General features: G+C 47.1%; 21 protein-coding genes and 1 pseudogene. 9 read left to right on the top strand and 13 right to left on the bottom strand.

From position 1 onward, the window contains the following. Window positions 1–72: 72 nt before the first annotated feature. Together nirD and nirB are read right to left on the bottom strand one after the other, a co-directional pair. Window positions 73–432: a nitrite reductase small subunit NirD gene (nirD, locus tag IEW88_RS05790; protein ID WP_147903423.1), complete on the bottom strand. Its 360-nt coding sequence runs from the start codon at window positions 430–432 to the stop codon at window positions 73–75. A 1-nt stretch (window position 433) separates the two neighbouring features. Beyond that, window positions 434–2,995, bottom strand: a complete 2,562-nt coding sequence (gene nirB / locus IEW88_RS05785; RefSeq protein ID WP_147903422.1) for a nitrite reductase large subunit NirB — start codon at window positions 2,993–2,995, stop codon at window positions 434–436. Between the two features lie 440 nt (window positions 2,996–3,435). Here nirB and IEW88_RS05780 point away from each other — a divergent pair, with 440 nt between their 5' ends. Continuing rightward, a complete protein-coding gene (locus IEW88_RS05780) occupies window positions 3,436–3,915 on the top strand; it encodes a hypothetical protein (protein ID WP_147903421.1) in 480 nt (159 codons plus the stop codon). 57 nt (window positions 3,916–3,972) lie between these two features. Here IEW88_RS05780 and IEW88_RS05775 read toward each other — a convergent pair whose 3' ends face one another. The 3 genes from IEW88_RS05775 to IEW88_RS05765 form a co-directional block, all read right to left on the bottom strand. After that, complete coding sequence (locus IEW88_RS05775; RefSeq protein ID WP_147903420.1) at window positions 3,973–4,935, bottom strand: S41 family peptidase; 963 nt, start codon at window positions 4,933–4,935, stop codon at window positions 3,973–3,975. Window positions 4,936–4,999: 64 nt separating this feature from the next. Continuing rightward, complete coding sequence (locus tag IEW88_RS05770) at window positions 5,000–5,413, bottom strand: hypothetical protein (protein ID WP_147903419.1); 414 nt, start codon at window positions 5,411–5,413, stop codon at window positions 5,000–5,002. 70 nt (window positions 5,414–5,483) lie between these two features. Continuing rightward, entirely contained in the window at window positions 5,484–6,530 is a 1,047-nt protein-coding gene (locus IEW88_RS05765) for a hypothetical protein (RefSeq protein ID WP_147903418.1), read from the bottom strand. A 315-nt stretch (window positions 6,531–6,845) separates the two neighbouring features. On the opposite strand from IEW88_RS05765, the gene IEW88_RS05760 reads away from it, so the two are divergent. After that, a complete protein-coding gene (locus IEW88_RS05760) occupies window positions 6,846–7,856 on the top strand; it encodes a branched-chain amino acid aminotransferase (protein WP_260394364.1) in 1,011 nt (336 codons plus the stop codon). A 65-nt stretch (window positions 7,857–7,921) separates the two neighbouring features. On the opposite strand, the gene IEW88_RS05755 is transcribed toward IEW88_RS05760, so the two are convergent. Genes IEW88_RS05755 through IEW88_RS05735 form a run of 5 tightly spaced genes read right to left on the bottom strand, consistent with a single transcriptional unit; the run spans window position 7,922 to window position 14,921 of the window. Next, window positions 7,922–9,178: a sensor histidine kinase gene (locus IEW88_RS05755; RefSeq protein ID WP_147903416.1), complete on the bottom strand. Its 1,257-nt coding sequence runs from the start codon at window positions 9,176–9,178 to the stop codon at window positions 7,922–7,924. Between the two features lie 2 nt (window positions 9,179–9,180). Then, window positions 9,181–10,524 (bottom strand): sigma-54-dependent transcriptional regulator, encoded by a 1,344-nt coding sequence (locus IEW88_RS05750; RefSeq protein ID WP_147903415.1) that lies wholly within the window; start codon window positions 10,522–10,524, stop codon window positions 9,181–9,183. Window positions 10,525–10,568: 44 nt separating this feature from the next. Next, window positions 10,569–12,950, bottom strand: a complete 2,382-nt coding sequence (locus IEW88_RS05745) for an FtsX-like permease family protein (RefSeq protein WP_147903414.1) — start codon at window positions 12,948–12,950, stop codon at window positions 10,569–10,571. Continuing rightward, window positions 12,950–13,657: an ABC transporter ATP-binding protein gene (locus IEW88_RS05740; RefSeq protein WP_147903413.1), complete on the bottom strand. Its 708-nt coding sequence runs from the start codon at window positions 13,655–13,657 to the stop codon at window positions 12,950–12,952. The genes IEW88_RS05745 and IEW88_RS05740 overlap by 1 nt, the downstream gene beginning before the upstream one ends. A gap of 19 nt (window positions 13,658–13,676) precedes the next feature. Further along, complete coding sequence (locus IEW88_RS05735; protein WP_185148550.1) at window positions 13,677–14,921, bottom strand: efflux RND transporter periplasmic adaptor subunit; 1,245 nt, start codon at window positions 14,919–14,921, stop codon at window positions 13,677–13,679. Window positions 14,922–15,290: 369 nt separating this feature from the next. Here IEW88_RS05735 and IEW88_RS05730 point away from each other — a divergent pair, with 369 nt between their 5' ends. The 4 genes from IEW88_RS05730 to IEW88_RS05715 all read left to right on the top strand — a co-directional run bounded on the left by IEW88_RS05730 (window position 15,291) and on the right by IEW88_RS05715 (window position 17,449). Further along, window positions 15,291–15,659 (top strand): PadR family transcriptional regulator, encoded by a 369-nt coding sequence (locus IEW88_RS05730; protein WP_147903411.1) that lies wholly within the window; start codon window positions 15,291–15,293, stop codon window positions 15,657–15,659. Beyond that, entirely contained in the window at window positions 15,656–16,426 is a 771-nt protein-coding gene (locus IEW88_RS05725) for a permease prefix domain 2-containing transporter (RefSeq protein ID WP_147903410.1), read from the top strand. Before IEW88_RS05730 ends, IEW88_RS05725 begins: the two co-directional genes overlap by 4 nt. Before the next feature lie 316 nt (window positions 16,427–16,742). Continuing rightward, entirely contained in the window at window positions 16,743–17,234 is a 492-nt protein-coding gene (locus IEW88_RS05720) for a hypothetical protein (protein WP_147903409.1), read from the top strand. Beyond that, window positions 17,234–17,449, top strand: coding sequence for a helix-turn-helix transcriptional regulator (locus IEW88_RS05715; RefSeq protein WP_147903408.1), 216 nt, complete (start codon window positions 17,234–17,236; stop codon window positions 17,447–17,449). Before IEW88_RS05720 ends, IEW88_RS05715 begins: the two co-directional genes overlap by 1 nt. Window positions 17,450–17,554: 105 nt before the next feature. Here IEW88_RS05715 and IEW88_RS05710 read toward each other — a convergent pair whose 3' ends face one another. Together IEW88_RS05710 and IEW88_RS05705 are read right to left on the bottom strand one after the other, a co-directional pair. Continuing rightward, window positions 17,555–17,980, bottom strand: a complete 426-nt coding sequence (locus IEW88_RS05710) for a DNA-binding protein (RefSeq protein WP_147903407.1) — start codon at window positions 17,978–17,980, stop codon at window positions 17,555–17,557. Then, the gene (locus IEW88_RS05705) at window positions 17,955–18,548 is read right to left on the bottom strand and encodes a nucleotidyltransferase domain-containing protein (protein ID WP_147903406.1); all 594 of its coding nucleotides are present in this window, start codon (window positions 18,546–18,548) and stop codon (window positions 17,955–17,957) included. The genes IEW88_RS05710 and IEW88_RS05705 overlap by 26 nt, the downstream gene beginning before the upstream one ends. Before the next feature lie 160 nt (window positions 18,549–18,708). On the opposite strand from IEW88_RS05705, the gene IEW88_RS05700 reads away from it, so the two are divergent. From IEW88_RS05700 to IEW88_RS05690, 3 genes and pseudogenes are all read left to right on the top strand, one after another. Continuing rightward, window positions 18,709–19,239, top strand: coding sequence for a HEPN domain-containing protein (locus IEW88_RS05700; RefSeq protein ID WP_147903405.1), 531 nt, complete (start codon window positions 18,709–18,711; stop codon window positions 19,237–19,239). A gap of 50 nt (window positions 19,240–19,289) precedes the next feature. Then, window positions 19,290–19,439: pseudogene (locus IEW88_RS18865) on the top strand (hypothetical protein); the annotation flags it as partial. 86 nt (window positions 19,440–19,525) lie between these two features. Continuing rightward, window positions 19,526–21,409, top strand: a complete 1,884-nt coding sequence (locus IEW88_RS05690; protein WP_221411370.1) for a hypothetical protein — start codon at window positions 19,526–19,528, stop codon at window positions 21,407–21,409. A 157-nt stretch (window positions 21,410–21,566) separates the two neighbouring features. Here IEW88_RS05690 and ilvA read toward each other — a convergent pair whose 3' ends face one another. Then, a complete protein-coding gene (ilvA, locus tag IEW88_RS05685) occupies window positions 21,567–23,069 on the bottom strand; it encodes a threonine ammonia-lyase, biosynthetic (RefSeq protein ID WP_147903652.1) in 1,503 nt (500 codons plus the stop codon). Window positions 23,070–23,116 lie beyond the last annotated feature (47 nt).

The raw sequence follows: 23,116 nt of genomic DNA, 5'->3' as shown, positions 1-23,116 counted from the left end.
CCTTTCTTATCTGCTTTTTTTGGCCTACGCCTTGTCCTTTGCCTTTATCACGGATTTCTGCGAACCCTGCGATCAGGCCGCTGATGCTTGTTGATTTTGTAATTCAGCATTCAGCCATACTCTGCCCTGTTGCAGCTTGACGCCATACACAGGGATCACCACTTCGGGCTGTTCTAAGCACTGGCCTGTCGTCAGGTCAAAGTGCTGTTTATACAAAGGTGACGCCACTACGATTTGCTCACCTATAGAACCCACCATGCCGCGCGACAGCACATTCGCCTCACCCAAAGGATCGTAATTCCCGATCGCGTATATCTGCGGTTCGCCCTGCAGCTCCAGCAAAAACACCGCCACTTGCTGGCCATTCAGCAAAGCGCAAATACCGCTGTTTTCGACTAAATCTTCAAAAGCACAAATATCAGTCCAGGCCATGTTAGTTCTCCTCTGCTAAAGCTTTGACAGTGATTTCTGTTACGGGAATTTGCTGCTGCCACTGACGCTTTTCTTCTGCAGTGGCAGGGCGGATTTGCGCACGTTCTTCCACAAAAACTATGTTTTCATCCGCATCCGGGCTGTTTACAAACTGACGGAAACGTTTCAGCGCTTGTGGGTCGTCCAGCGTGGCTTTCCACTCACATGCATAAGTATTGACTAAGGCCGCCATCTGGTTTTCCAGCTCTGCACCTATTCCCAACTCGTCGTCGATAATGACTTTACGCAGATAGTCCAACCCACCATCCAGCTTTTCCATCCAGACTGACGTGCGCTGTAAACGGTCCGCAGTGCGGATATACAACATCAGAATGCGGTCTATGTAGCGGATTAAGGTTTCGGTATCGAGATCGGTAGCAAATAAATCGGCGTGGCGTGGTCTCATACCGCCATTACCGCAAACATACAGGTTCCAGCCATTTTCGGTGGCAATAATGCCAATGTCTTTGCTTTGTGCTTCAGCACATTCGCGGGTGCAACCCGACACTGCCATTTTGATTTTGTGTGGCGCTCGTAAACCTTTGTAGCGGTTTTCAATAGCAATAGCCTGACCGACACTATCTTGCACACCATAACGACACCAGGTGCTGCCAACACAAGACTTCACAGTACGCAGCGACTTGCCATAGGCATGGCCAGTCTCAAAACCAGCATCAACCAAACGCTGCCAAATGGCGGGTAACTGCTCTAAACGGGCACCAAATAAGTCGATCCGCTGACCACCAGTAATTTTGGTGTAGAGATTAAAATCCAACGCCACCTGACCTATCACCAGCAGTTTTTCTGCGGTAATTTCGCCACCTGCAATACGTGGCACTACTGAATAAGAACCGTCTTTTTGCATATTGGCGAGGAAGGTATCGTTGGTGTCCTGTAAACCCACATGCGGCTTTTTCAGCACATAATCATTCCAGCTCGACGCCAGAATAGAACCCACTGTTGGCTTACAAATATCGCAGCCCAACCCCTGACCATGGCGGCTTAACAGTTCGGAAAAGGTTTTAATACCGCCGACCTGGACTAAATGCAGCAATTCCTGACGCGAATAGGCAAAGTGTTCACACAGATGATTTTTCACCTCCACACCACGGCTTTTCAGCTCGTCATCCACTACGGATTTGAGCAAAGCAGTACAACCACCACAACCAGTACTGGCCTTAGTGCAGCTTTTGATACTGGCTAAATCACAGCAACCACTGTCCATAGCAGCAACAATGTCGCCCTTGGCCACGTTATGGCAGGAACAAATGGTGGCACTGTTGGGTAAAGTTAAAGCAGCCAAAGGTGCGCCGGACGCTGCTGGTAAAATCAGTTGCTCCGGCTGTTTTGGCAGCAGCATATCGTTGAGGGCATATTGCAGCAGACTGTCGTAGTTACTGGTATCACCGACCAGCACAGCACCCAACAACCTTTTACCGTCGGAGCTTACCACCATTTTTTTGTAGACTTGCGCCCGAGGATCGGTAAAGACATAACTTAAAGCGCCGGGCGTTCTGGCATGGGCATCGCCAATAGAACCGACTTCCACACCCAGTAGTTTCAGCTTGGTGCTCATATCAGCACCGCTAAATTTTTGCTCGCCACCAGTCAGTTGACTGACCACCACACGCGCCATCTGATAACCTGGCGCCACCAGACCAAAAATCTTTTGCTGCCACAAAGCACATTCACCTATGGCGTAAATATGAGGGTCGGAGGTTTGGCACTGATCGTTGACGACAATGCCACCTCTATCACCTACAACTAAACCACAGCTGCGCGCCAACTGGTCATAAGGCCGGATCCCGGCAGAAAACAACACTAAGTCCGTCTCTAAACTTTCGCCATCGGCAAACTGCAACTGATAACGGCATTCAGTGCCAGCTACTATCGCCTGAGTGGCTTTGCCGGTATGCACCTGCACACCCAGTTCGGTAATTTTCTGGCTTAACATCTGGCCGCCGCCCTGATCCAGCTGCACTGCCATCAGTTGTGGCGCAAACTCCACCACATGAGTTTGTAAGCCGAGTTGTTTCAGCGCATTGGCCGCTTCCAGCCCCAGCAAACCGCCACCTATCACCACCCCTACTTTGCTTACCGCGGCGCTTTGCGCTATTGCATCTAAGTCCTGCAAAGTGCGATACACCAAACAATGCGGTTGATCATTACCAGCAATAGGCGGCACAAAAGCGTAAGAACCTGTCGCCAACACCAGCTCGTCGTAATAAAACTGCCCGCCCTGACTGGTTACCACCAACTGCTGCTCGCGGTTGATTTGCTCCACCCAACAATTTAAGCGGTACTGAATATTGGCAGCCTGATAGGCTTCTTCTGTCGTCAACGCCAGCTGTTCTGCGCTGGTGCCACTGAAATAGCCGGATAAATGCACCCTGTCGTACGCCAGCTGAGCTTCACCACAAAGCACAGTAATGTGCGCTGATGGGTCTTTAGCTCGTAACTGCTCAACAAAATGGTGCCCCACCATACCGTTGCCGATCACCAGAATTTGTTTGGTCTGCTGCATTTTTCTATCCTTAAGGCCTTTGGCGGCTGACTCGCCAACCAAATTTTGCCCATAAAAAAAGCCCGGCTCTGCACCACCAAAAGGTGGTCAGAAACCAGGCTTCGTTGCCCGTACACAGCCAAAGCTATGCACTTATCATTCAATTTGTGTTGCGTTCGCTTCAGCTAACGCACTGTTTAAACAAAAGCACAAAGAATGCCAGTTTATTAACTGGCTGATTTTATTGAGTAATGGCTAATTTATGCGCAAGTGACCATCAAAACCTTGCGTTGAATTGGTGCAAAACGGCACCGGATTGAGGCAACGGCTTAAATTTTAATTTTATAAAAAATAGGGAAAATCTTATTGCCAAAAAGTTAACAGATGAGTTAAATAGGGTTATAAATCTGACGCTTAGTCAACCTAAGTACAGCGAACAGCTGGTTATTCAAGGAAGAATGATGCAAAAACCTCAAATCCTCTGGAGAAATCAAACTCCGTCACGTTCATCGCTGAAACTCGGCTGGAAACAGCTCAACAGAAACGCCAAAGTGGCGCTTATTATGTTCAGCTTGGTGTACCTTGGCTTCTCCATTTATAACAGTCTCGAACGACAAAGTGCTTATAGCTTAGTGCTGTACATAGTTTCCATGAGCTCTTTAACCATCACGATTTTGCATATCAATGGCTTTCCGAAAGACCAGCTTGTCAGCCTGATGCAGGTGCTCAAGACAGAAAATGGCACTCTATGGATTGGAGATTACCAACTGCCGGATACAGTCCGCAAAGTGGTGATTGGTCGTATGGATATTCATGGGCCAGCTTATTTACAGCTGGCCTGGAATCAAGGGCATCAATGGATATTTCAGCTGGATGAGCTGCAGCAAGTACGGCACTTTTTCCGCCAGCATGCACCTCAGATAGAAATAGTTAACGAATAGATAAATACTGCTAAACAAGAGCCTGCTGTCCTGTAAGAACTGCAGGCCCTTCATTTTCTAACCGCTCTTATTTGCCAACCTTAAAGCCGTATAAAGCGCCATTTCAGCTGGTACTCTGATATTCGGCTCCACGCCAACGCCTTCAAAGCTAGTGCCTGTAATTGGGTTCACCGGCCTGTACATGGGAATACGCACAAAAAGCCAGTCGTTGACTTGAGCTGCGCCCGTGTAATGCGCCAGACCAGCGCTGGTTTCCCCTATCACTATAGCGCGGCCAAGTTGTTGCAGCGTATAGCTAAAAAACTCGCCCGCGCTGACCAGTCCGTCACTTTGCAGAATGTACAGCGGCTTGGTTTTTAGCAGTTCTGCATCCGGCACGGCCAGACTTCGTATTTGTTCTGTGCTTTTACCATTACGGTCAAAAATATCCCATAACAAAGTACCTTCGGGCACAAAATGACTGACCAGATACTGCACCAACTGCGGTGAACCACCGCCGCTGTCACGCAGGTCTATGACAATATGATCACTGTGGCTTAAAAATACCAAAGCGGCATGTCCCACTTTATGCGCTTCTTCGGTCTGCCAGAATTTATGCAACTTCAGATAACCGACATTGCCCGGCAGAATACGCGCCTGCTCAAAAGCAAAGTTATTATTTTTAAGCGGATCCGTCTCTTTTAAACGATGCGAAACGCCACCTTGCTCGGCTATTAAAGCCAGATTCAAATGGCCATCCCCACTGTGCTGGCGTATTAAATCCCCCACTTTGGCAGCAAACTGCTCTTGGGTGGTGATATCAGCCAAAGCCCCTTTTTGCTCTTGTTGCTGCAGCTGCGCGCTGACTTTTAGTGCAGTGTCGGGGAATACATACTGCTTATTCAAAATACGAGTAATGCCATCAATACTGGCAGCACGTTCATCTGGAGAAAGAGCGGTGTTTGCCTGAACAAACAATGGAAAAACGAAAGCGATAAGCAGCACCGGAACCAGGCGCTGCCTTTTTAAGAAAGAAATCATAACTACCTCAAATAACTGATAAAAGCTCTGTAAAACCCTTATAAAACTAAATAAATAGTCACAGTCACTTGAGTGAAAGCTGATAATAAAGCCGTTTTTTATGCAGATTAGCGTCGTGCCATAACGCCAGCCGAAAACGCCGGCCTGGGCCTGCGCGAATAAACCAAAGCAAGAGCAGAAAACACAAAGGAAGGAGCAGAGGAATTAACATCAAAGCCAGTTTGCCAAATTCCAGCACCAACTGGTAATCGGCCTGCTGTTTCTGATGCAAAAACAATAAAGCCGGGCTGCGCTGAAGTTGTTGCAGTAAAGGTGCTTCGCCTGTATCTGCAGGCACAGTCCATAGCTGCTGATAAGCAGACACTTGCGGCTCTACTTCAGACGCCTGATGCAAAAACGCCAACAACCAGACCAAAGCAAAGCTCGCCAACAGCAAATGCAGCGATTGGAACGCCCTTGTGTTTGGTTTGAGTTGCATAAAGTATCTTTCCGAACATCCTTTAGCAGATATGGGTCGTGCAATAACTTAAAACAAGCTCAGCAGCGCGTTAATAGATCCAGCCGTTGTCACAGTTGGTGGTGTAACCCAGGTCTTTTATCTCATCCAACAGCAAAGGGGCATCCGGGTCCCCTGCTTGTTGTGCTTGCTTGAGATAAGCCATACCCTCTGTGGTTTGCTGGTTACAGACTAAATAAGCACCATACCAGGACATGGCAACCTTATGCTTGCGCTCGGCAGCCCACTGCATCCACTTGAGTTGTACCGTTCTTTTGCTGGTTTCGTTGGCTAAAGATACGGCCGCGTCAGTGTTTTGGTAGTTGTCGATAAGCAACTGATACACTTCTTTTAATTCGCTCCAATTGGAACGCACTCTGCCTGAATAACTACTGCGTCTTTTCAAATCTTTAGTCAACTGGATCAACTCTTGCTCTGATAACTTTGCTGCTCCCTGCAGTTGGTTTTGCTCCTCAACCAGCTTGTCTTCTTTTGTCTTTACGTGTTGAATTTTTTGCTGCAGATCCGCAGGCAACTCATGCATGCTGCTATCGAGCTTAGGCAGAAAACGCAGCGCTAATGCTTTTTCTTCTGCTGTGGGTAAAAAGTCAGGCTGTGGCAGCGCTTGCTTGGTATAAACAGGCATCACCAACATAGAGATAGCCATCTGATGGCCAGCTTCAGCCGCTTTGACACGCCACTCCTGGATTTGCTTGTCTAAACCAGCTTTTAGAGCACGGTATTCATCGAATGTATATTTTTCATGCCCTCTGGAGATTGTCTCCTCCTGATTGACTAGATCCATGGACATTTTTTCACCATGACTGGCTAATACCAAAGACCAGAAAAGCTGAAAGTTTGGGTCACCTTTTTCTGCAAGTTGTTTAGCCAGCAAGGCTTCCTGACTGGGTGCCTCTACCGTGCCAAAAGGCGAAGCGCTACCTAAACGGAAGGGCGATTTGTTATTTAACAGTTCTGGAAAACAGGCTTTTAAAGCGCCCATATAATCTTCTTGCTGCAAATTTTGCATACAATCAGCATGCACCGCAGAGGTTAAGACCAATAAACCAAAAGCCAGTCCTTTGCACCATAACCGCATAAACAATCCCTGAATTCACTGCTGCCAGAACGGCAGCTTTCTTTTAACCGTCAAAGCCAAGCATGCAACAACAGCTTTAAGTCAGGCAAGTAGAATTATATTTATCCGTCATGAAGTGTAATGCTCAGGCAATTAGTTGATGCCGAACACAGCAAGCCTGAGTACAATAGCTGTGCGTTGATAATTCTCAGGGTTACTTAACTTAATAGACCAAGGCCGAGGCAGAGCATCAGGCTCAACGCCGCTATAAAGCCCCAACCCATATAACAAAGCGCACCCTATTTTAATCGGGCCAGCCAATACTGGCCCTCGAACATCAGCAGGAAAGAAAAAATGGCAGCTTTTGGTAGTGTATTTATGCCTGAAATGGCAATGGCCCGTTTTGATGGTGCAAATTGGGGTCAATCGGCAATAGTGCCGTCCGACAGCATCAGCCTGCATCCGGGCGCTCATGTGTTGCATTACGCCAGCACCTGTTTTGAAGGCTTAAAGGCCTTCCGCCACGAAGATGGTTCTGTGGCCATTTTCCGTATGGACAAAAACATTGCCCGTATGCAACAAAGCTCAGAATTATTATCTTTGCCTAGCTTCGACGCAAAACTGCTGAGCCAGATGATCATCGACATAGTGCGTCATTACGCAGCCGATGTGCCCACTCCACCAGGTTCTATGTATATCCGCCCAACTCATATCGGCACTGAACCTGCTATTGGTAAAGCCGCAACTCCAACCCTGACGTCTATGTTGTATGTGTTGTTATCTCCGGTTGGTGATTATTTTGCCGGTGGTAGCCGCGGTTTACGTCTGCTGATGGAAGACAATGCCCGTTGTGCGCCTCATATGGGCATGATTAAAAGTGGTGGCAACTACGCCAGCGCCTTGTTCCCCACTATGCAAGCTAAAGCCAAATACCAGGCCGATCAGGTACTGTTCTGCCCGAACGGTGATGTGCAGGAAACAGGCGCAGCCAACTTCCTGTTGATTGATGGCAACGAAATTATCACCAAAGCACTGGACGCTTCTTTCCTGCACGGTGTTACCCGCGACACTATTCTGACGCTGGCCCGCGATTTAGGTATGAAAGTGTCCGAACGTGAACTGACAGTGGAAGAGCTGTTAGAACGCGCCGCCAAACCAGGCACTGAAGCAGCATTGTCAGGCACAGCAGCTGTATTAGCGCCGGTTGGCACTCTGATCCACCAGGGCAAAGAATACAAAGTCGGCAACGGCGAACCAGGCAGCACTACAGCCAAATTACGTCAAACCCTGAACGATATTCAGTGGGGCAAAGCTGCAGATACACACGGCTGGTTGACGAAGATTTGATTTTCCAACAAGTCAGGTAATCACCAAAGGCTGGGCTTGTCCCAGCCTTTTTCATATTCAGCTGTTCAGACTCTGGCTAAAGCAGGCAGAGGCCAACGCAACTCAATACAACCATGACCTGAACTGGTATTGCTGGCTTTGATAGTCCCCTCGTGCAAATGCATAATTTCCTGACACAGCATTAAGCCCACACCAGAACCAGTCGGCTTAGTGGTATAAAAAGGTGTAAATAAATTGTCCGTATTGGAAAAGCCTGGGCCATTATCCGTAAGGGTTAACAATTGCTGGTCCCCTATACAATAAAAATTCAGGATAATTTCCGGTGCTTTCTCTGTATCGGCACTGCAAGCCTCCACCGCATTTTTCAGAATATTCAGCAGCAGCTGCGCTAGTTGTTCTGGATCGGCATAACAATAAAGCTCGCCACTGAACTGAACATAGTCAGCCTGTGGCATTTCTTGCAGCAGCTCAGGTAAGTTCAGCCATTGCGGTTGTGCCGCAGGCAGTTGCTGCAGTTGTACATAGCTGTCGATAAAGCCCAATAAACGCAGGCTGCGTTGATGAATGCGGCTCAATACCTGACGAGTTTGGGCTTCAGGCAATTCATCAGTTGAAAGCAGGGTTTCAGACATAGAAGCCATAGGTGTTAAAGAGTTGCGTAACTCATGACTTAATACCCGAATCAGCTGTTGTTGACTGGCTTTTTGTTGTTGATACAGCGGGTGCCGTAAATCCGAAGCGTAATAAATCACACATTGCTGGCTCTGTAGCTGGAATTGTACTGAATGCTGTAACCAGCCCGTCTGTAAATCCGGATGAAACACATCCGCATCAGCGCGGCGAAAACCAAGCTGACTCGCATCAGAGCCTGTCAGCAGAGGACGTTGTAAACTATGGCTGGCCGCCGTATTGGCGTAAAGCAGCCGCTGCCCGGCATCGAACACACAAACCGGATAAGGCAAATGTTGCCATAACGCAGTAAAAAGTAACTGTTGTTTGCCATCGTCTTTCTGCCTGGATTGACTGAGTAACACCAGCTGTTGATAAAGTTGTAGCGCAGGCAAAGATAAGCCTTCCTGCATCAACCTGTAGTTGGTTTCGCCTGCCTGCAACGCCATTACATAACTGCTCAATTGCTGCCACTGCCGCTGTTCACGTCTGTGCAGCAGATACCAAAGTGCCAAAGCAGGCCAACTGGCCAGATACAGTAGTGTCACTACAGCAAGCACAGTACAGCCTGACTGCAATAAATACAAACTCAGCACAACAAACAGCAGCGCAATGCTCAGCAGCAGCACATAACTGGTTTTCAGCCAGGGCATAGTTAAACTCCCTGCATCTGATACTTCTCCAGTCGTCTGGCCAAGGCATGCCGGGTGATACCCAGCAACACTGCAGCTTCGGTCAGCTGATTACCACTTTGCGCCAGAGCCTTGCGGATAAGCGCCTGCTCCATCGAGGCTAAATCCAGACTTTGTACCGCTGCCTGCTCAGGTACAACCATGCCCTGCATCACCAAAGCTGAGCTATCCAGTGAGGTGCCATGACTTAACAATACAGCACGCTCTATCACATGATTCAGCTCTCTGATATTACCGGGCCAGCTGTAACTTTGTAGCTGATGCTGCGCTTCTTTTGTCAGTTTCATCAAGGGTTTGCGGTACTTCTGACAAAAATGTGTAATAGCAAGTTCGGCCAAAGCTGGTATATCGGCTTTACGCTGGCGTAAAGCGGGCATTTGCAGCACCAGCGTGTTCAACCGGTATAACAAATCCTGGCGGAACTGGCCTTTATGCACCATCTGCGCTAAATCTGCATTGGTTGCGCTGATAATGCGTGCATTACTGTGCTGACTCTGACTGGCGCCCACAGCCTCGTAATCTCCACTTTCCAGCACACGCAGCAACTTTGGTTGCAGATGCAGCGGCAAGCAACCAATTTCATCCAAAAACAAAGTGCCCTGATGCGCCAGAGCAAAACGCCCAACCCGCCGCTGTTTTGCATCAGTAAATGCGCCTTTTTCATGACCAAACAGCTCAGCCTCAAACAAAGTTTCTGGGATAGCCGCCATATTCACACCAATAAAACTGGCTTGCTGACGTTGGGAGAACTGATGGATCCGTTGAGCCAGCAGAGATTTACCTGTGCCGTTTTCTCCCAAAATCAGAATATTGGCGTCCGTGGCGGCCACTTGCCGTACCAGCTGTTCCAATTGCTGCATCACAGGGCTGACAGCTATCCATGCTGTCTCTTCCGGTAACAGCAATTGCTTCAACTGTTGGTTTTCCTGCTGCAACTGCTGATGCTCCAGCTGCTGCTTTACCAATTGCAGCAACTGGCGGTTATGCCATGGCTTCTGAATAAAGTGCCGCGCGCCTTGCAACATACCCTGTACAGCCAGCTCTACACTGGCCCAGGCCGTCATCAGGATCACGGGAATGTGTTCAGCATTTAACTGCTCCAGTAATACCAACCCCTCCTGACCCGACGTAGTATCGCTGCGAAAATTCATATCAAGCAGCACCAGATCAGGCTTTTGCACAGAGGCCTGCATCAGCAGCTTTGGATCTTGCACTGTGACTACCTGATAGCCGGCACTGCTTAAAAGTAAATCCAACGCCAGACAAATATCTTCATCATCATCAGCGACTAAAATCAGCCCACTCATTTCTGCTATCTATCCTTTGAACAGGCAGCCAGGCTGCCTTATGATTATTGGTTTCTCAAGGTCTGGATCGGATCGTGTCGCACGACCTGCCAGCAGGGCCAGAGCATGGCAACCAAAGCAACCGCCGCAAATACCATTTCCAGAAGTAACAGAGCCTGCCAGTTCATGACTTTAAAAAGACTGAAATATCCAGATATATAATTGAAAATCAACAAGGTAAGGGCAGAACCGAACATTATTCCTAATAAGAGTATCAGGCCGGAATGACGCCCTGCAAACCATAACAACTGGCGCTGACTGGCTCCTGTTGCCATACGAACCGCAATTTCATAACGTTTCCGACGGCTTTGCTGTTGACTCATCCCTGCTATACCTAACAAGGCCAGAAGTAAGGCTGTAGCAGCTATCGCCGATATCAGATAAAAATTAATCCGATCTTGTCTGGTGGTATTCAGCCAATGTTGCTGCATACTTTCTACCTTCAATTCCGGGTATTCAGCAGCAAACTCACCAAACGTCTGCTGTACTTCCGCCGCAGTCAGAGACTGGCCTTCGGGCAATACAACAACCAGTAACTGGCGTTCTGTAAATAATGGCTTACTGTTGACATACCACATAGGTAAACCACTCAAGTTCTTCACGGGTGCAACAATGCCGACTATATGTTCAATCCCCTGACGGCGGCCAATTAACTGGGCAGGATCCTCTGCTGACAGCTGTCTGGCCAGCGTCAGGTCAATGATAATAGCCTGCTCGCTATCCTCAGCGGTAAAGGTACGGCCATGTAACAGTGGAATACCATAAGTCGCAAAGTACTGACTATCCACTCTGGAAACGGCGAACGTCATCGGCATATTGCGTTGCTCATCGGTCATAGTTCTGATCGTATACCTTGAATCAACAGGCTGCTGCCTGCTATTCATCACTATGGCTTCTGGCCAACGCTGACGGACTTTTTGCTGCAACAGTTCGTTTCGTTGCTGGTAGTGCAGCATGCTGGCTCGCATTTCCTCGGGTGGTAAGGCTACTAAACCGGGATCTACCTTTGTGTTTGTATCAATCATGTAGCTGTTTACCAGCTCGAAACCATAACCTGTATAAATATGACGATAGCCCTGGTACGCCAGCAATACACTGCCGCAAATGATAATGGTCGACAACGTCAGTTGACTGATAAACAAGACGTTTACCAACACGCTATTCTGCTGCTTAGTCTGTCCCTTGCCGCTGGCACTTAAAGCGGAGGCAAGTTGAGCCGGAATTGGCAGCGGCCAGCTAAACAGCACCAACAACAATACGGCCAGCAAACAGTGCACAGCAAGTACCTCGGCATCCAGTCGAATAGTATGCAGCAGCGGCAAACTGTCTCCAGCCAGAAAAGGCAGGCTCTTCACGAGCCACAAACTAGTCAGTACACCGAGAATTACAGAGGGAAGCACCAAAGACAGATTTTCCACAGCAACCAGCAATTTTAATCTGAACACTGAGCATCCGGTCAGCATCTGCACAGCGAATTCCTGACTACGGCTTTGGTAGTGGGCTAACAGCAAATTGGTCAGATTCAATGCAGCAATCAGCAGCAAGGTCAAAGTAACGGCCAGTAACAACCAAATCAGTTTGACCTTATCCCCCAGTATTTCAGCACGATAGTCCCTCTGACTGCTCACAATGCTCAACTTAGACAGCTCAGGCGCATCCTGCAGGAATTGCTGCAGCCATTGCTGTATCGTCGCCTCATCGGGTTGCTTTTGACCTCGAAAAATCGTGACGCCTGACGAGCCAAAATTAACCTGCCCGCTGCTTTTCTGTTTAGTGTCATCAAAAAAATGCCAGAACTGCAACGCCGCGGGTTCAGGACTGGTAGGGATAGCCAGTACATCTTTGTAAACACCCGCAATTTTATGCGCTTTGCCTTTATAACTCAGGGTCTGGCCTATCACCTCAGCATCTCGTTGATACAGCTGCTGCCACACAGTTTCAGAAATCCAAACACCGCTATTCTGATCAGCCGCTGTACTGCTGTTACCAAGTAATAACTGTACGCCGAGCAGCTCCGGTACTCCGGCACTGGCGTCAAGCCGCGTCAGCTGATGCTCTTGCTGTGATGTTTGCACTCTTTCATTTGTCACAGCGCTGACAAAGCCCCACTGGCCATAGCTTTGCAGGTGTTGCTTAAAATGAGCAAAGATGGATTGATTCAGCAGGTTTACACTGGTAGCGCCGAAATCTACCTTCAGATTACGAACACTGAGCTGCTCTGGAGCCTGTATTTGTGGCAAAGGTCTGATCATCAAAGTGTAATACACAGACAACACGGTCAGCACTGCCGCCAGAGTTAAGCCTAAACTCAGCACCACGGGCACACTCAGGGCGGGTTGTAAAAACAAGCGTTTCAGCCCAAAACGGAATCGTTGCAAGTACAGCATCAGGCCACCTCCAGCTTCTGACCGCTGGCTATAATCTGGCCGTCCAATAACTGAATTTGCCTGCTGGCACAGCGACTGTAGCGGTGGTCGTGTGTGACCATCACTATAGTGGTTCCCTGCTGATGCAACTTTTGCAGCATCTGCATCACAGCATCGCCGTTTTTACTGTCGAGGTTACCCGTAGGTTCATCTACCAATAATAAATCCGGAGAGCCAACCAGAGCTCTGGCTATGGCAATACGTTGTTGCTGCCCGCCTGAAAGCTGATTTGGATAAAAAGCCGAACGGTGTGCCATGTCCACTGCAGACAAAGCGTGCTCCACTTTTTCTGCCACTTCAGCTTTGCCACAGCCTCTGTGCAGTAAGGGCAAAGCCACATTGTCAAATACGGTCATGGAATCAATCAGATTAAAAGACTGAAACACAAAACCTATGTGTTTATTGCGGATCTTGCTGCGTTGATCCACAGTCAGAGTTGATGTGTCTATACCTGATAGCTGGTAACTGCCGCTATCAAAACTATCCAACAAGCCCAGTACGTTCAGCAAGGTAGATTTGCCGCAACCAGACGGGCCTGTGATAGCCACAAAGTCACCACGTTGGATCTGCAGACTAATGCCCTGCAAAGCCAGCGTAGCAATATTTCCCTGGCGAAACTCTTTGTGCAGATCGTCGACCTGGACCAGAGGTATTAATTGTTCAGTCATGTTTTTTCCCCGAGGCTGATTATTTCTGTTGTTTAAGCTGAAGTAAAGGTTGATCCGGCCAGAGATCAGATGGCACTGCGATAAAGCGCTCACCTGCCTCAAGGCCAGCTTCAATCAAAAGTTGTTTATTACTGAGTTCACCAAAACGAACCTGACGGGCATGGGCTATACCTGTTGCACCTTGTACAAAAACCCGTTCCGTACTATTGGGTCGTAAACCCGCTTGTTGAGTGATGTATAGCGCGTTGTTGCGTTCGCCCACTAACACACTGGCGGTGATGTCCAAAGAAGGTCGTAAGCCCGGGGGCAATTCATCTGGCAGGCTAACTTCAGCGGCCACAGTGCCATTTTCAACCAGCGCTTCAATCCGGTGAATACGGCCTTCAATCAGCCCCTTTCTGCTATCAATCATCACCGGGCTGCCTATAACAACCTGATCCGCCTGACGCTGATTAATGTAGATGCGGGCGCTGAGTTTCTGTTGACTGCCCACTCTGGCCAGCGCTGCCCCTTGTGCTACGTTTTGGCCAAGTTCCACATCCAATTGCTGCAGGTAACCGGCAATACCAGCTGTGACCAGCATCTTTTGTTGTTGTTTTTGTAAAAGACGAAGTTCGTCGTCCAGTTGCTTTAACTGCACTTGTTTTTGTTCAAGTTCAGCTTTTTGCAGACCACTGAACTGAGTGAACTTTTGTTGCTCAAAATCCAGTTTTTGCTGTTGCTGCCGCAGCCTTAATTTAGCGCGTTGCAACTCAATATTGGCGGCGATCCCCCGCTTAACCAACTCCGTATTCAGGTTGGTCTCCAGTTCAGCTTGCTCTAACAACGCAGCAAGCTCAGCAAGACGTCCTTGCTGCTCAAGCAATTGGCTTTGCTGCTGAGCATGAAAAGCACTGAGCTCAGCCTGCATTTTCTGCACATTACTCTCAGCAGCCCTGACCTTTAAATCGAGCTCCGGATTGTCCAGCCGTAAAATAACAGTATCCGCCTGTACCAAAGCGCCGGGCCTTTGCAGCACCTCAATCACAGCGCCCTGAGCCGGAGCTGTGAGCAGTAACTGCTGACTGGCAAACAATTCCCCCAAAGCATCGGTGTACAGAGCTATATCACTCTGTTGCACTTCAACAAGAGGATATTCCTTCAATGAAACTGCTGGAACAGCAGGACTGGCCAGTTGATAAAGCCCATAACAAAGCAACAAACTAAAACCTAAGGCCAGCAGATAGATTCGCCATGGCCTGCGTTGTGGTAACAGGATATCCATATGTTTTCTCAAAGTGACAGATAACATCACAATGGAAAAGACATGCCAGATTTTATCCAAATAAAAATCAATAACTTAAATACATTATTATCCTTTTCAATGTGCGAAAACGCGCACAAAGAGCAAAATCGCGCAGTAAAGACGTAATAATGGGACAAGAATAAAGGACCTGGCTGAAGGATATTCAGTGGGGTCAAGCCGCAAATCCCCATGGCTGCTTGACTAAGGTTTAATATTGACTGCGCCCTTTGCTCGACGAAGGGCGTATTTTGTTTGCATCACATTCTGTCTATTGCTGAAACTTCCCGCCTCTTGCCTTTATCTTTTATTTACTCTACTTTGTAGAGGATATTTACTAATGGACTAGTTATGGCCCAGGATAAATTTATTGGCGAGATGGAACATATGGTTCTGCTGGCCGTACTACGACTAAACGAGCAGGCATATGGAAGCCAAATACGGCAGTGCCTGGCTGATACAGTAGACCGCGATCTCAGTATTGGCGCTTTGTACACCACACTAGAGAGGTTGGAACAAAAAGGTCTGTTAAAAAGCCGCTTAGGTGAAGCCACTGCAGAACGAGGTGGCCGCGCTAAAAAGTACTTTGCAATCACAGCCGAAGGTCAGCAAGCGCTGCACCGCAGCAAACAGGCGCTGGACAGGTTGTGGCAAGGACTGGCGCTAAGACAGGGCGCTTCAGTTACAGTCCCACAGAATGGAATGGAGTTTCCGGCATGAAGCAATCTGGGTCAGAGCACCACACTAAGCTAACCTCAGCAAAACGCCCACTTTATCCAGAAGGTTTACCATCAGGCCCGCTGCCGCCTGCGCTGCAGCCGCCTTTGTTATGTCAGCTATTGCTGGAATGGGTTTTACCTGATGCACTGCAAGAACCAGTTTTAGGCGATTTGCAGGAAGAATTTATCGAACGACAACAACAGAGCCGCAGCAGCGCCTGCTGGTGGTACAGGGGGCAGACGGTTTCAACCTGCTGGCATTTTTTGCATCAAACCAAAGGAGATTGGCTGATGTTGGTTTTAAGTATGGTATTTTTTATTGGTATATCTTTATGGGCCATGTTTGTATCCAACCCGGCAGACCCATGGACCTACTATGACTTTGTCTCTCTGGTGCTGATTTTTCCTTCCGCCTTGTTATTTGCAGTAGGCGCCACCTCACGCCGCACCCTGCAACAAGCTGTCGCCTTTTTAATGAACCCGGGCGCAGCTGCGGAGCCTGTGGTGTATCAGCAAATCCGCCACTTTTTCGATGTGATGGGCCAAAGCGCCTTGCTGCTTGGTTTTTTCAGCACCTTAATAGGCGTAGTGGCTATAGCCAATGCCATGACCGCAGAGAATTTTGCCGCCAGTTTTGGTCCGGCCACCGCAGTCTGCTTACTGACACTGCTTTATGGCAGCGGCCTGAAAACACTCTGTTATGTGGCCGCACAAAAGGTCAGTTTTACTGCCCGTGAAAATAGCCGCAACGACAGTGTTTTGGGTTAAGTCTTACAGGGCATCACAACGCGGAACCAGCTAGTTTGTTGGTTTACGTTATCGCAACCCCATCTGTTTTTTATAGCTGCGGCTTAGCACGGTCAGCCGCAGTTGATCTAAAACTAACATAACCCAAAGCCAGTGCCATATCGATCAGAACGGCGCGGGCTGGCAGGTTTGTAGCAAAAACACCTCTCTCCGCCACCGCAGCTCTTTTACTCCATAAATGCAACCTTAAGGTATCAAAAAAACTTGACAATGATACCTTAAGGTTTCATATTGATACCTGAAGGTATCTAAACTTAATAAAAAAGGAACACTTATTATGGCTACTTGGACTATCGAAGATCAGGAAAATTGTGTCAAAGCGTCAATCTTCGGCGCACTGTTTTTTGCGCTACTGACAGGCTTTCAATTATTAAGAGACATTAGTTTGTTTTGGTTTGAGCTAAAAGCAGTCAGTGATGCTTTTAGTTATGGCGTGCTGTTCTCGGTGGTTTATTTTCTGGTTAAAGTAACCAAACTACCTAAGCTGCTGTCCTACGGCTGGAAAATCCGCGAGATCTGCGGCGATTTTCAGGACGAATACTTACGCAGCCGTTTTCAGCGCGCAACTACGCTGGCCTATAACTTAACTATAGTGGTGGCGTTTTCGGGCTATGTGATCACCCACTTAATCAACAAAAACGGCAACCCGGACTGGCTTGCATTCCAACCCTTTTTATTACTGACCATATTTATCGGATCTATTAGCTTTTATCTGAGCCTGCGCACAGTGCTGGATGAGCAAGACGAAGCAGCGCAGGAAACCAACTGATGGAAGAGCAACAGCTATATAACAGAATTGCAGAGCTGCGCGCGGCCAGGGGGCTGTCGCAGCAGCAACTGGCCGACGCCATTGGCGTCTCCCGTAAAACCATCAGCACAGTAGAAACCAGCCGTTTTACACCTTCGGTGGTTATAGCCTTGCAAATGGCGCGTTATTTTGAAGTGCCGGTAGAGCAGATTTTTAGTTTTGATGGGTTTAGGTGAGAAGTTTAGATCAATGCTGTAACAAAGCAGCCGGATAAGAGCGTCATGGTACCAAGCTCTTATCCAGCGTTTTAATCCGCAATCGGATACACAAAACTGCAGCTTCTATTCACTAAGCTTCAACCAGCTTTCTGTTAAAACCAGTAGTTCTTTTGCCTGCTTTATACACTCAGCAACAACAGCATCTTCCACCAGATCGCCAGAATAATCCGCGACATTGCGCTGCTTACGCAAGGCATCCAGAACTATAAGCCTGTCTGTGTCTATACCCACAGTTTTTATCAGCGACTGTAACATTGTTTGGTGGTGCCCAGGTTTACTGGTCAGGGTTCGAAACCCGGCGGCCTGCAACGCAGCATTCGACAGTTGCATTATGGCTTTGTAAGCAGCATCAAAGCGGTTTTCATTGCTTAGTTCAGCAAGCTCTGAGTCTTTAATATTTCGTTGTGCAGCCTCGATTAGCCGCCCAATAGCGGCGCTATCAGGGCGAATGCGTTCCAGTAGTTTACCTATCAGATTGTCTAAGGTCATCCTTGTCTCCTGCGATCATCAGTAGTGGACTGGCCAGCAGTTCACGGATAAAACCGGATTGCTCCGCCAAAGCTTTCTGCCATTCGGCTACTGAATATAGTTTAGGATTGATCTCGCGGCCCAGCTGTTGCTGCGCCGGATACAGGCTTTTTACTGCATCAACAAAACTCAGTTCTCCCACCAGCAGCAGGTCGATATCACTGCCGGCTGTCGCTTTGCCGCTGGCGACTGAACCAAACACTGCAGCACACTGCAGTTGATCCAATACTGGTAACAAAGCCTGCCGCAATACATCAGCCAAACCTGTAGTTTTACGCAGAATACTGGCAAGTTCTTCATATACCACACAGCTGGTATCGGCCTGATAACAGAGCTGATTCCCCTGCTGTGTTTTTTTCAAAATGCCAGCCTGTGCCAACTTCGTTAGCTCTTTATGCAAAGTGCCAGGCTGCGTATCAGTTAAACGGGCAATTTCGCGCACATGCCAGGCCTCGTCGGGTTTTAGCAATAACAAACCCAACACCTGACGGCGGTAACCGGTAAAAAGCAAATCCGTAAGAGCAGACACAGCAGCACCAAATGAAGCCAAATAAGCTACGAATGTAGCCTTTTAGGCTTCATTCGTCAATTTTAAGTCCCGAAAAAGATCTTGTGCTTTGGTTTCAGTTGTTCTAATTTGGTTCTATTCAAGCCACTAAAGATGGCTGCAGTTGCCGGAAAAGGACGTCATGGCATCAACCTCCTATCAAGCTTTTGAAACCGCTATCGCCGACGCCGAGCGCTTGCTTGTGCTGTTCGACAAACTGCCTCAGCAAGAACGACAACCTAATGAAGTCCTAAAACGTGCTGCGCTGATTATGACGCTAACGGCATGGGAAACTTATATCGAAGCTTGGTTAAACGAACAACTCTGCCACAAGATTTCAGTACTTAAAGGTAGCTTTGCTGGTGACTATATCCAGAAGAAATTGGATATAGAGATTAAGCGATTGAATAACCCCAATTCTGACAAGGTAAAGCAACTCAGCGTGGAATTTCTGCAACGCGATATCACCGAAAGCTGGGTATGGAGTAACTACCAGCCAAAAGCAGCATGCACTCAACTCAATAACTGGCTAAGTAAACGCGGTGATGCTGTGCATCAAGGCCGTAATAACGCCGACCCCAAAGTCCCGCATTTAGTTAAACGAGACGAAGTGGAAAAGGCGATTAAGTTTTTTAAAGAATTAGTCAAAGTGACGGATGCCGTAGCTTTGTAGCATAGGCACAGGGCAAGACCTGACACCGGTTTTCCCGTACTCAACTCAATGCCTGCTTAAGTAAGCGTGGGGACATCGTTCACCATGGCCGCGAAAACGCTGACCCCAAAGCTCCACATTTAGTCAAACGAGACGAAGTGGAAAAGGCCATTAAGTTTTTTAAAGAATTAGTCAAAGTGACAGATGGAGTTGCTTTATAGCATGGGGCACAGGGCAAGACCTGACACCTATTTTTGATTCAAGACCTGACACCTATTTTTGATTATTTTTTATTATAAGGTCCTTTATGAGTGATATTGAAAATATTGATCCAAATGAATCAGATTCAGAAGATAGAAAAGTAAGTGGAATATCTTCAATTGATATCGATATATCTCTCGTTTCTCCTTATTTATCAGTAATTATAGGGGTAGTGAGTCAAACAACAAAATACGATACTCTACATAAAAAAATTCTCAAGTTGATAACAATTAATGATTTAGAAAATGCCAAAATATCATCAGATCTAATTGGGGAATCAGGAGAATATTACATATCTGGGTACTCAGTTGAGAGAATACCGGGCTGGTCTAAGATTAGTCCGATAAAAGATATAGAGAACAATATACTCATAACAATTTTTGCTTATGGCTATGTTGCTATATTCATTTCTGACAAATCAAGAAAAGAGGACATACGTGATAATTTTTCTGTTGGAGTTTTAAAGGAAATAAGTCCAATTCCAATTCCAGAGTTGAATGGCAACTTTATTAATGAAGATAAAATAAGAATGCTTTGGCTATCTGGAATTCACGGCCGAGGGAATTTCAAAGCAGACACAAAAGTTCTTAGCGGCGATAGTGTTGCTGACACATTAGATCCTCTTCTTGATCAATCATACATGATGTCAGCAGTAAGAACCGAACTTTGGCAAGCGAGCACAAAAAAGACTATTGGGATTAATCCATTTAAGTCTTCAGTTTGGAGAGGTCCATGTAGTGACTGGGCAACTTTTGAAAGTAGAGTTATTGAGATATTGAATATACTCCACAGCAATAAAAGTAACGTTGACAATCCTATTAGCATTTTGTCTTATCCAGTATCTGACTGTAAAGGATTACAAGACGCATATGATTTTTCATTAGTCGATTATGAGTTTTTTTCAGACAATGAGAAGTCAAATAAAAGAAGGTTGATAGAAAGAATACTGACAGAATTTCAATTTGAAATTGTACCATCAGCATTACCAGAAGATATTTCACTTAAGATATCAAAAAACTCGCAAGAGGTAGGTACAATAAAGGCAAGACCCATAATTAAAAACTATAAGGTAAGTTTCGAGACCACAGATTCTGACATAAAAATCAAAACATCCTATGATTCGTTTAAAAAGGTATTCGACCACCCTGAAATTATAAAATGTTGGTTTGAATCTGGACATGCGATAGTCAATGGAATGATTTTCAAAACAGGCTATCGTGACGTATCTTTTAGTGGCTACACCTGGGCCGATTATGAAAACTACAATATATTAAAAGAAAAACCAGGCAAAGACCCTAAAAAACCTGAACTGGATAAAATAGGTCAAGAAAAATCTCTTTTCTGTTGGGTGAAGAATAGATGGAATGGAAAATGGGATGAAAATACTCCATTTAATACAACGGAAAACCCTACTGGATGGTTATTGTGTGACGATGGAGCAGGGGAAAAAGCTGACTTCATTCATTACGTCCACCATAATAACGAACATGTAATCTCCCTAATCCATGTTAAGGCGGCAAAAGACAGCTCACCTAACCGTAAAATTTCAGTCGGTGCTCATGACATAGTTTTAAGCCAAAGCGTAAAAAACATCCGATCATGTGATCGAAAAAAGCTTGTAGAGGACCTTAAAATACGAGAAAAAACGAATTCAAATAAAATGTGTTGGGAGAGTAAGACAGATAATCTAAATGGTAAAGAATCATACCAGCAGACTACAATGAGTGAGTTTATTAAAAAAATGGAAAGCTTAAAAGACAATGGAAGTGTGAGAACACGAGTAGTTGTTGTACAGCCACATACAAGAAAAAGCTATTATACATCCACATTATCAAATACAAAAAAGCAACTTGATGTACTACTTGTTAGTGCCGAAAATGCTGTAAACGCTTTAGGATGTGAGTTTCATATCATAGGTTCTGACACCTAATCGCCACAAGTAAAAATTATACTTACGTTTATTGCACTTCATTGAAAAACGTATAGTTGCGACCCGTTAACTAACAGGTTAACGATTTGATAAAACAAGCAAGCTGACAAAATGAACTTATCAAGGGAGATAATCAAGCTCCCCATAAGTCTTATTTTTAACCTGTCAAAAACACCTTATAAGCCCCATTGCTAGTCACTAATCGATACTCATAACCTAGCGTATCCAAATGCTCAGCAATTTCAGCATGATCAGCTATCTCAAAGCCAGCCAATACATCCCCAGTAGCAGCCCCATGATTACGATAATGAAACAGAGTGATATTCCATTTTTCGCCCAGGGTGTTAAGGAAGTTCATCAAAGCGCCAGGGTATTCCGGGAAGTTGAATTGGTACACCTGCTCTTTAACTAAACGCGGTGGCATGCCGCCGACCATATGGCGTACGTGCAGTTTGGCCAGTTCGTCGTCGGATAAATCCTGATAGTCGTAGCCTGCGGCTGATAAGGCCTGATTGACCTGTTGCAGCTCTTCTGCGCCGTGGCGTAGTTTGATGCCGACAAAAATATGGGCTTTATTGTCGCTGGCGTAGCGGTAGTTAAATTCGGTGATGGCGCGGCCGCCTAAGGTTTGGCAGAAACGGCGGAAGCTGCCTTTTTCTTCCGGAATAGTGACGGCAAACACCGCTTCTTTTTTCTCGCCTAATTCGCAGCGCTCCGACACATAACGCAAGGTGTCGAAGTTCAGGTTAGCGCCACTGAGTACTGCACTGAGGTTCTGAGTTTGAGTTGCTGTTGCTGCGTACTTTTTCAGGCCAGCTAAAGCCAAAGCACCAGCAGGTTCTGCTACGGCGCGTAAGTCATCAAAGATGTCTTTGATGGCGGCACAAATTTCGTCGCTGGAGACTGTGATCACATCGTCGCAGTATAAATGCGCCAGCTTGAAGTTCTCTGTGCCTATACGTTTTACCGCTACACCGTCGGCAAATAACCCTACTCTGTCTAAAGTGACAGGTTCGCCCGCATCCATCGCGGCTTTTAAGCAGGCGGCATCGTCTGGCTCTACGCCTATTACTTTTACGCCCGGCATTACGGCTTTGATATACACCGCCATTCCGGCCAATAAGCCGCCGCCGCCAACCGGAATAAAGACAGCGTCCAGTTTGTTATGTTGGCTTAATAGCTCTTTTGCGACTGTGCCCTGGCCTGCGATGACGTCAGCATCGTCAAAAGGTGGAATATAAGTGGCGCCCTGAGTTTGGGATAACTCAATGGCAAACTTATTGGCTTCATCAAAGGCGGTACCGTGCAGCAGCACTTTGCCGCCAAGGGCTTTGACTGCTGCGACTTTAATTTCTGGTGTGGTGATAGGCATCACAATAGTAGCGTTCAGGCCCAGTTTGCTGGCGGATAAAGCCACACCCTGCGCATGATTGCCAGCGGATGCGCACACCACGCTAGCACCAGGCTGTTGCTCACGCACTTTATGCAGTTTATGAAAAGCGCCACGCAGCTTAAAGGAATACACAGGCTGCATATCTTCACGTTTTAACAGCACATGCTGACCAATACGCTGACCGAGTTTTGGCATAGCCTGCAGCGGGGTTTCTATCGCCGCCTGATACACAGGCGACAATAAGATTTCGCGTAAATACTGCTGCATAAGCGCCGGGTTTGGTGCCGGGCGCTGCCAGTCGGCTGCAGTTTTGC

The sequence above is a fragment of the Rheinheimera tangshanensis genome (assembly GCF_014645135.1).
GTDB lineage: Bacteria > Pseudomonadota > Gammaproteobacteria > Enterobacterales > Alteromonadaceae > Pararheinheimera > Pararheinheimera tangshanensis.
The sequence above is the reverse complement of the archived record's forward strand: the minus strand, read 5'-3'. Positions and strand labels throughout refer to the sequence as shown.

Excerpts from the sequence above, each read along its gene's own strand:
- nirD (WP_147903423.1), bottom strand. The coding sequence starts at position 432 with ATGGCCTGGACTGATATTTGTGCTTTTGAAGATTTAGTCGAAAACAGC.
- nirB (WP_147903422.1), bottom strand. The coding sequence starts at position 2,995 with ATGCAGCAGACCAAACAAATTCTGGTGATCGGCAACGGTATGGTGGGG.
- IEW88_RS05780 (WP_147903421.1), top strand. The coding sequence starts at position 3,436 with ATGCAAAAACCTCAAATCCTCTGGAGAAATCAAACTCCGTCACGTTCA.
- IEW88_RS05775 (WP_147903420.1), bottom strand. The coding sequence starts at position 4,935 with ATGATTTCTTTCTTAAAAAGGCAGCGCCTGGTTCCGGTGCTGCTTATC.
- IEW88_RS05770 (WP_147903419.1), bottom strand. The coding sequence starts at position 5,413 with ATGCAACTCAAACCAAACACAAGGGCGTTCCAATCGCTGCATTTGCTG.
- IEW88_RS05765 (WP_147903418.1), bottom strand. The coding sequence starts at position 6,530 with ATGCGGTTATGGTGCAAAGGACTGGCTTTTGGTTTATTGGTCTTAACC.
- IEW88_RS05755 (WP_147903416.1), bottom strand. The coding sequence starts at position 9,178 with ATGCCCTGGCTGAAAACCAGTTATGTGCTGCTGCTGAGCATTGCGCTG.
- IEW88_RS05750 (WP_147903415.1), bottom strand. The coding sequence starts at position 10,524 with ATGAGTGGGCTGATTTTAGTCGCTGATGATGATGAAGATATTTGTCTG.
- IEW88_RS05745 (WP_147903414.1), bottom strand. The coding sequence starts at position 12,950 with ATGCTGTACTTGCAACGATTCCGTTTTGGGCTGAAACGCTTGTTTTTA.
- IEW88_RS05740 (WP_147903413.1), bottom strand. The coding sequence starts at position 13,657 with ATGACTGAACAATTAATACCTCTGGTCCAGGTCGACGATCTGCACAAA.
- IEW88_RS05735 (WP_185148550.1), bottom strand. The coding sequence starts at position 14,921 with ATGGATATCCTGTTACCACAACGCAGGCCATGGCGAATCTATCTGCTG.
- IEW88_RS05730 (WP_147903411.1), top strand. The coding sequence starts at position 15,291 with ATGGCCCAGGATAAATTTATTGGCGAGATGGAACATATGGTTCTGCTG.
- IEW88_RS05725 (WP_147903410.1), top strand. The coding sequence starts at position 15,656 with ATGAAGCAATCTGGGTCAGAGCACCACACTAAGCTAACCTCAGCAAAA.
- IEW88_RS05720 (WP_147903409.1), top strand. The coding sequence starts at position 16,743 with ATGGCTACTTGGACTATCGAAGATCAGGAAAATTGTGTCAAAGCGTCA.
- IEW88_RS05715 (WP_147903408.1), top strand. The coding sequence starts at position 17,234 with ATGGAAGAGCAACAGCTATATAACAGAATTGCAGAGCTGCGCGCGGCC.
- IEW88_RS05710 (WP_147903407.1), bottom strand. The coding sequence starts at position 17,980 with ATGACCTTAGACAATCTGATAGGTAAACTACTGGAACGCATTCGCCCT.
- IEW88_RS05700 (WP_147903405.1), top strand. The coding sequence starts at position 18,709 with ATGGCATCAACCTCCTATCAAGCTTTTGAAACCGCTATCGCCGACGCC.
- IEW88_RS05690 (WP_221411370.1), top strand. The coding sequence starts at position 19,526 with ATGAGTGATATTGAAAATATTGATCCAAATGAATCAGATTCAGAAGAT.
- ilvA (WP_147903652.1), bottom strand. The coding sequence starts at position 23,069 with ATGCAGCAGTATTTACGCGAAATCTTATTGTCGCCTGTGTATCAGGCG.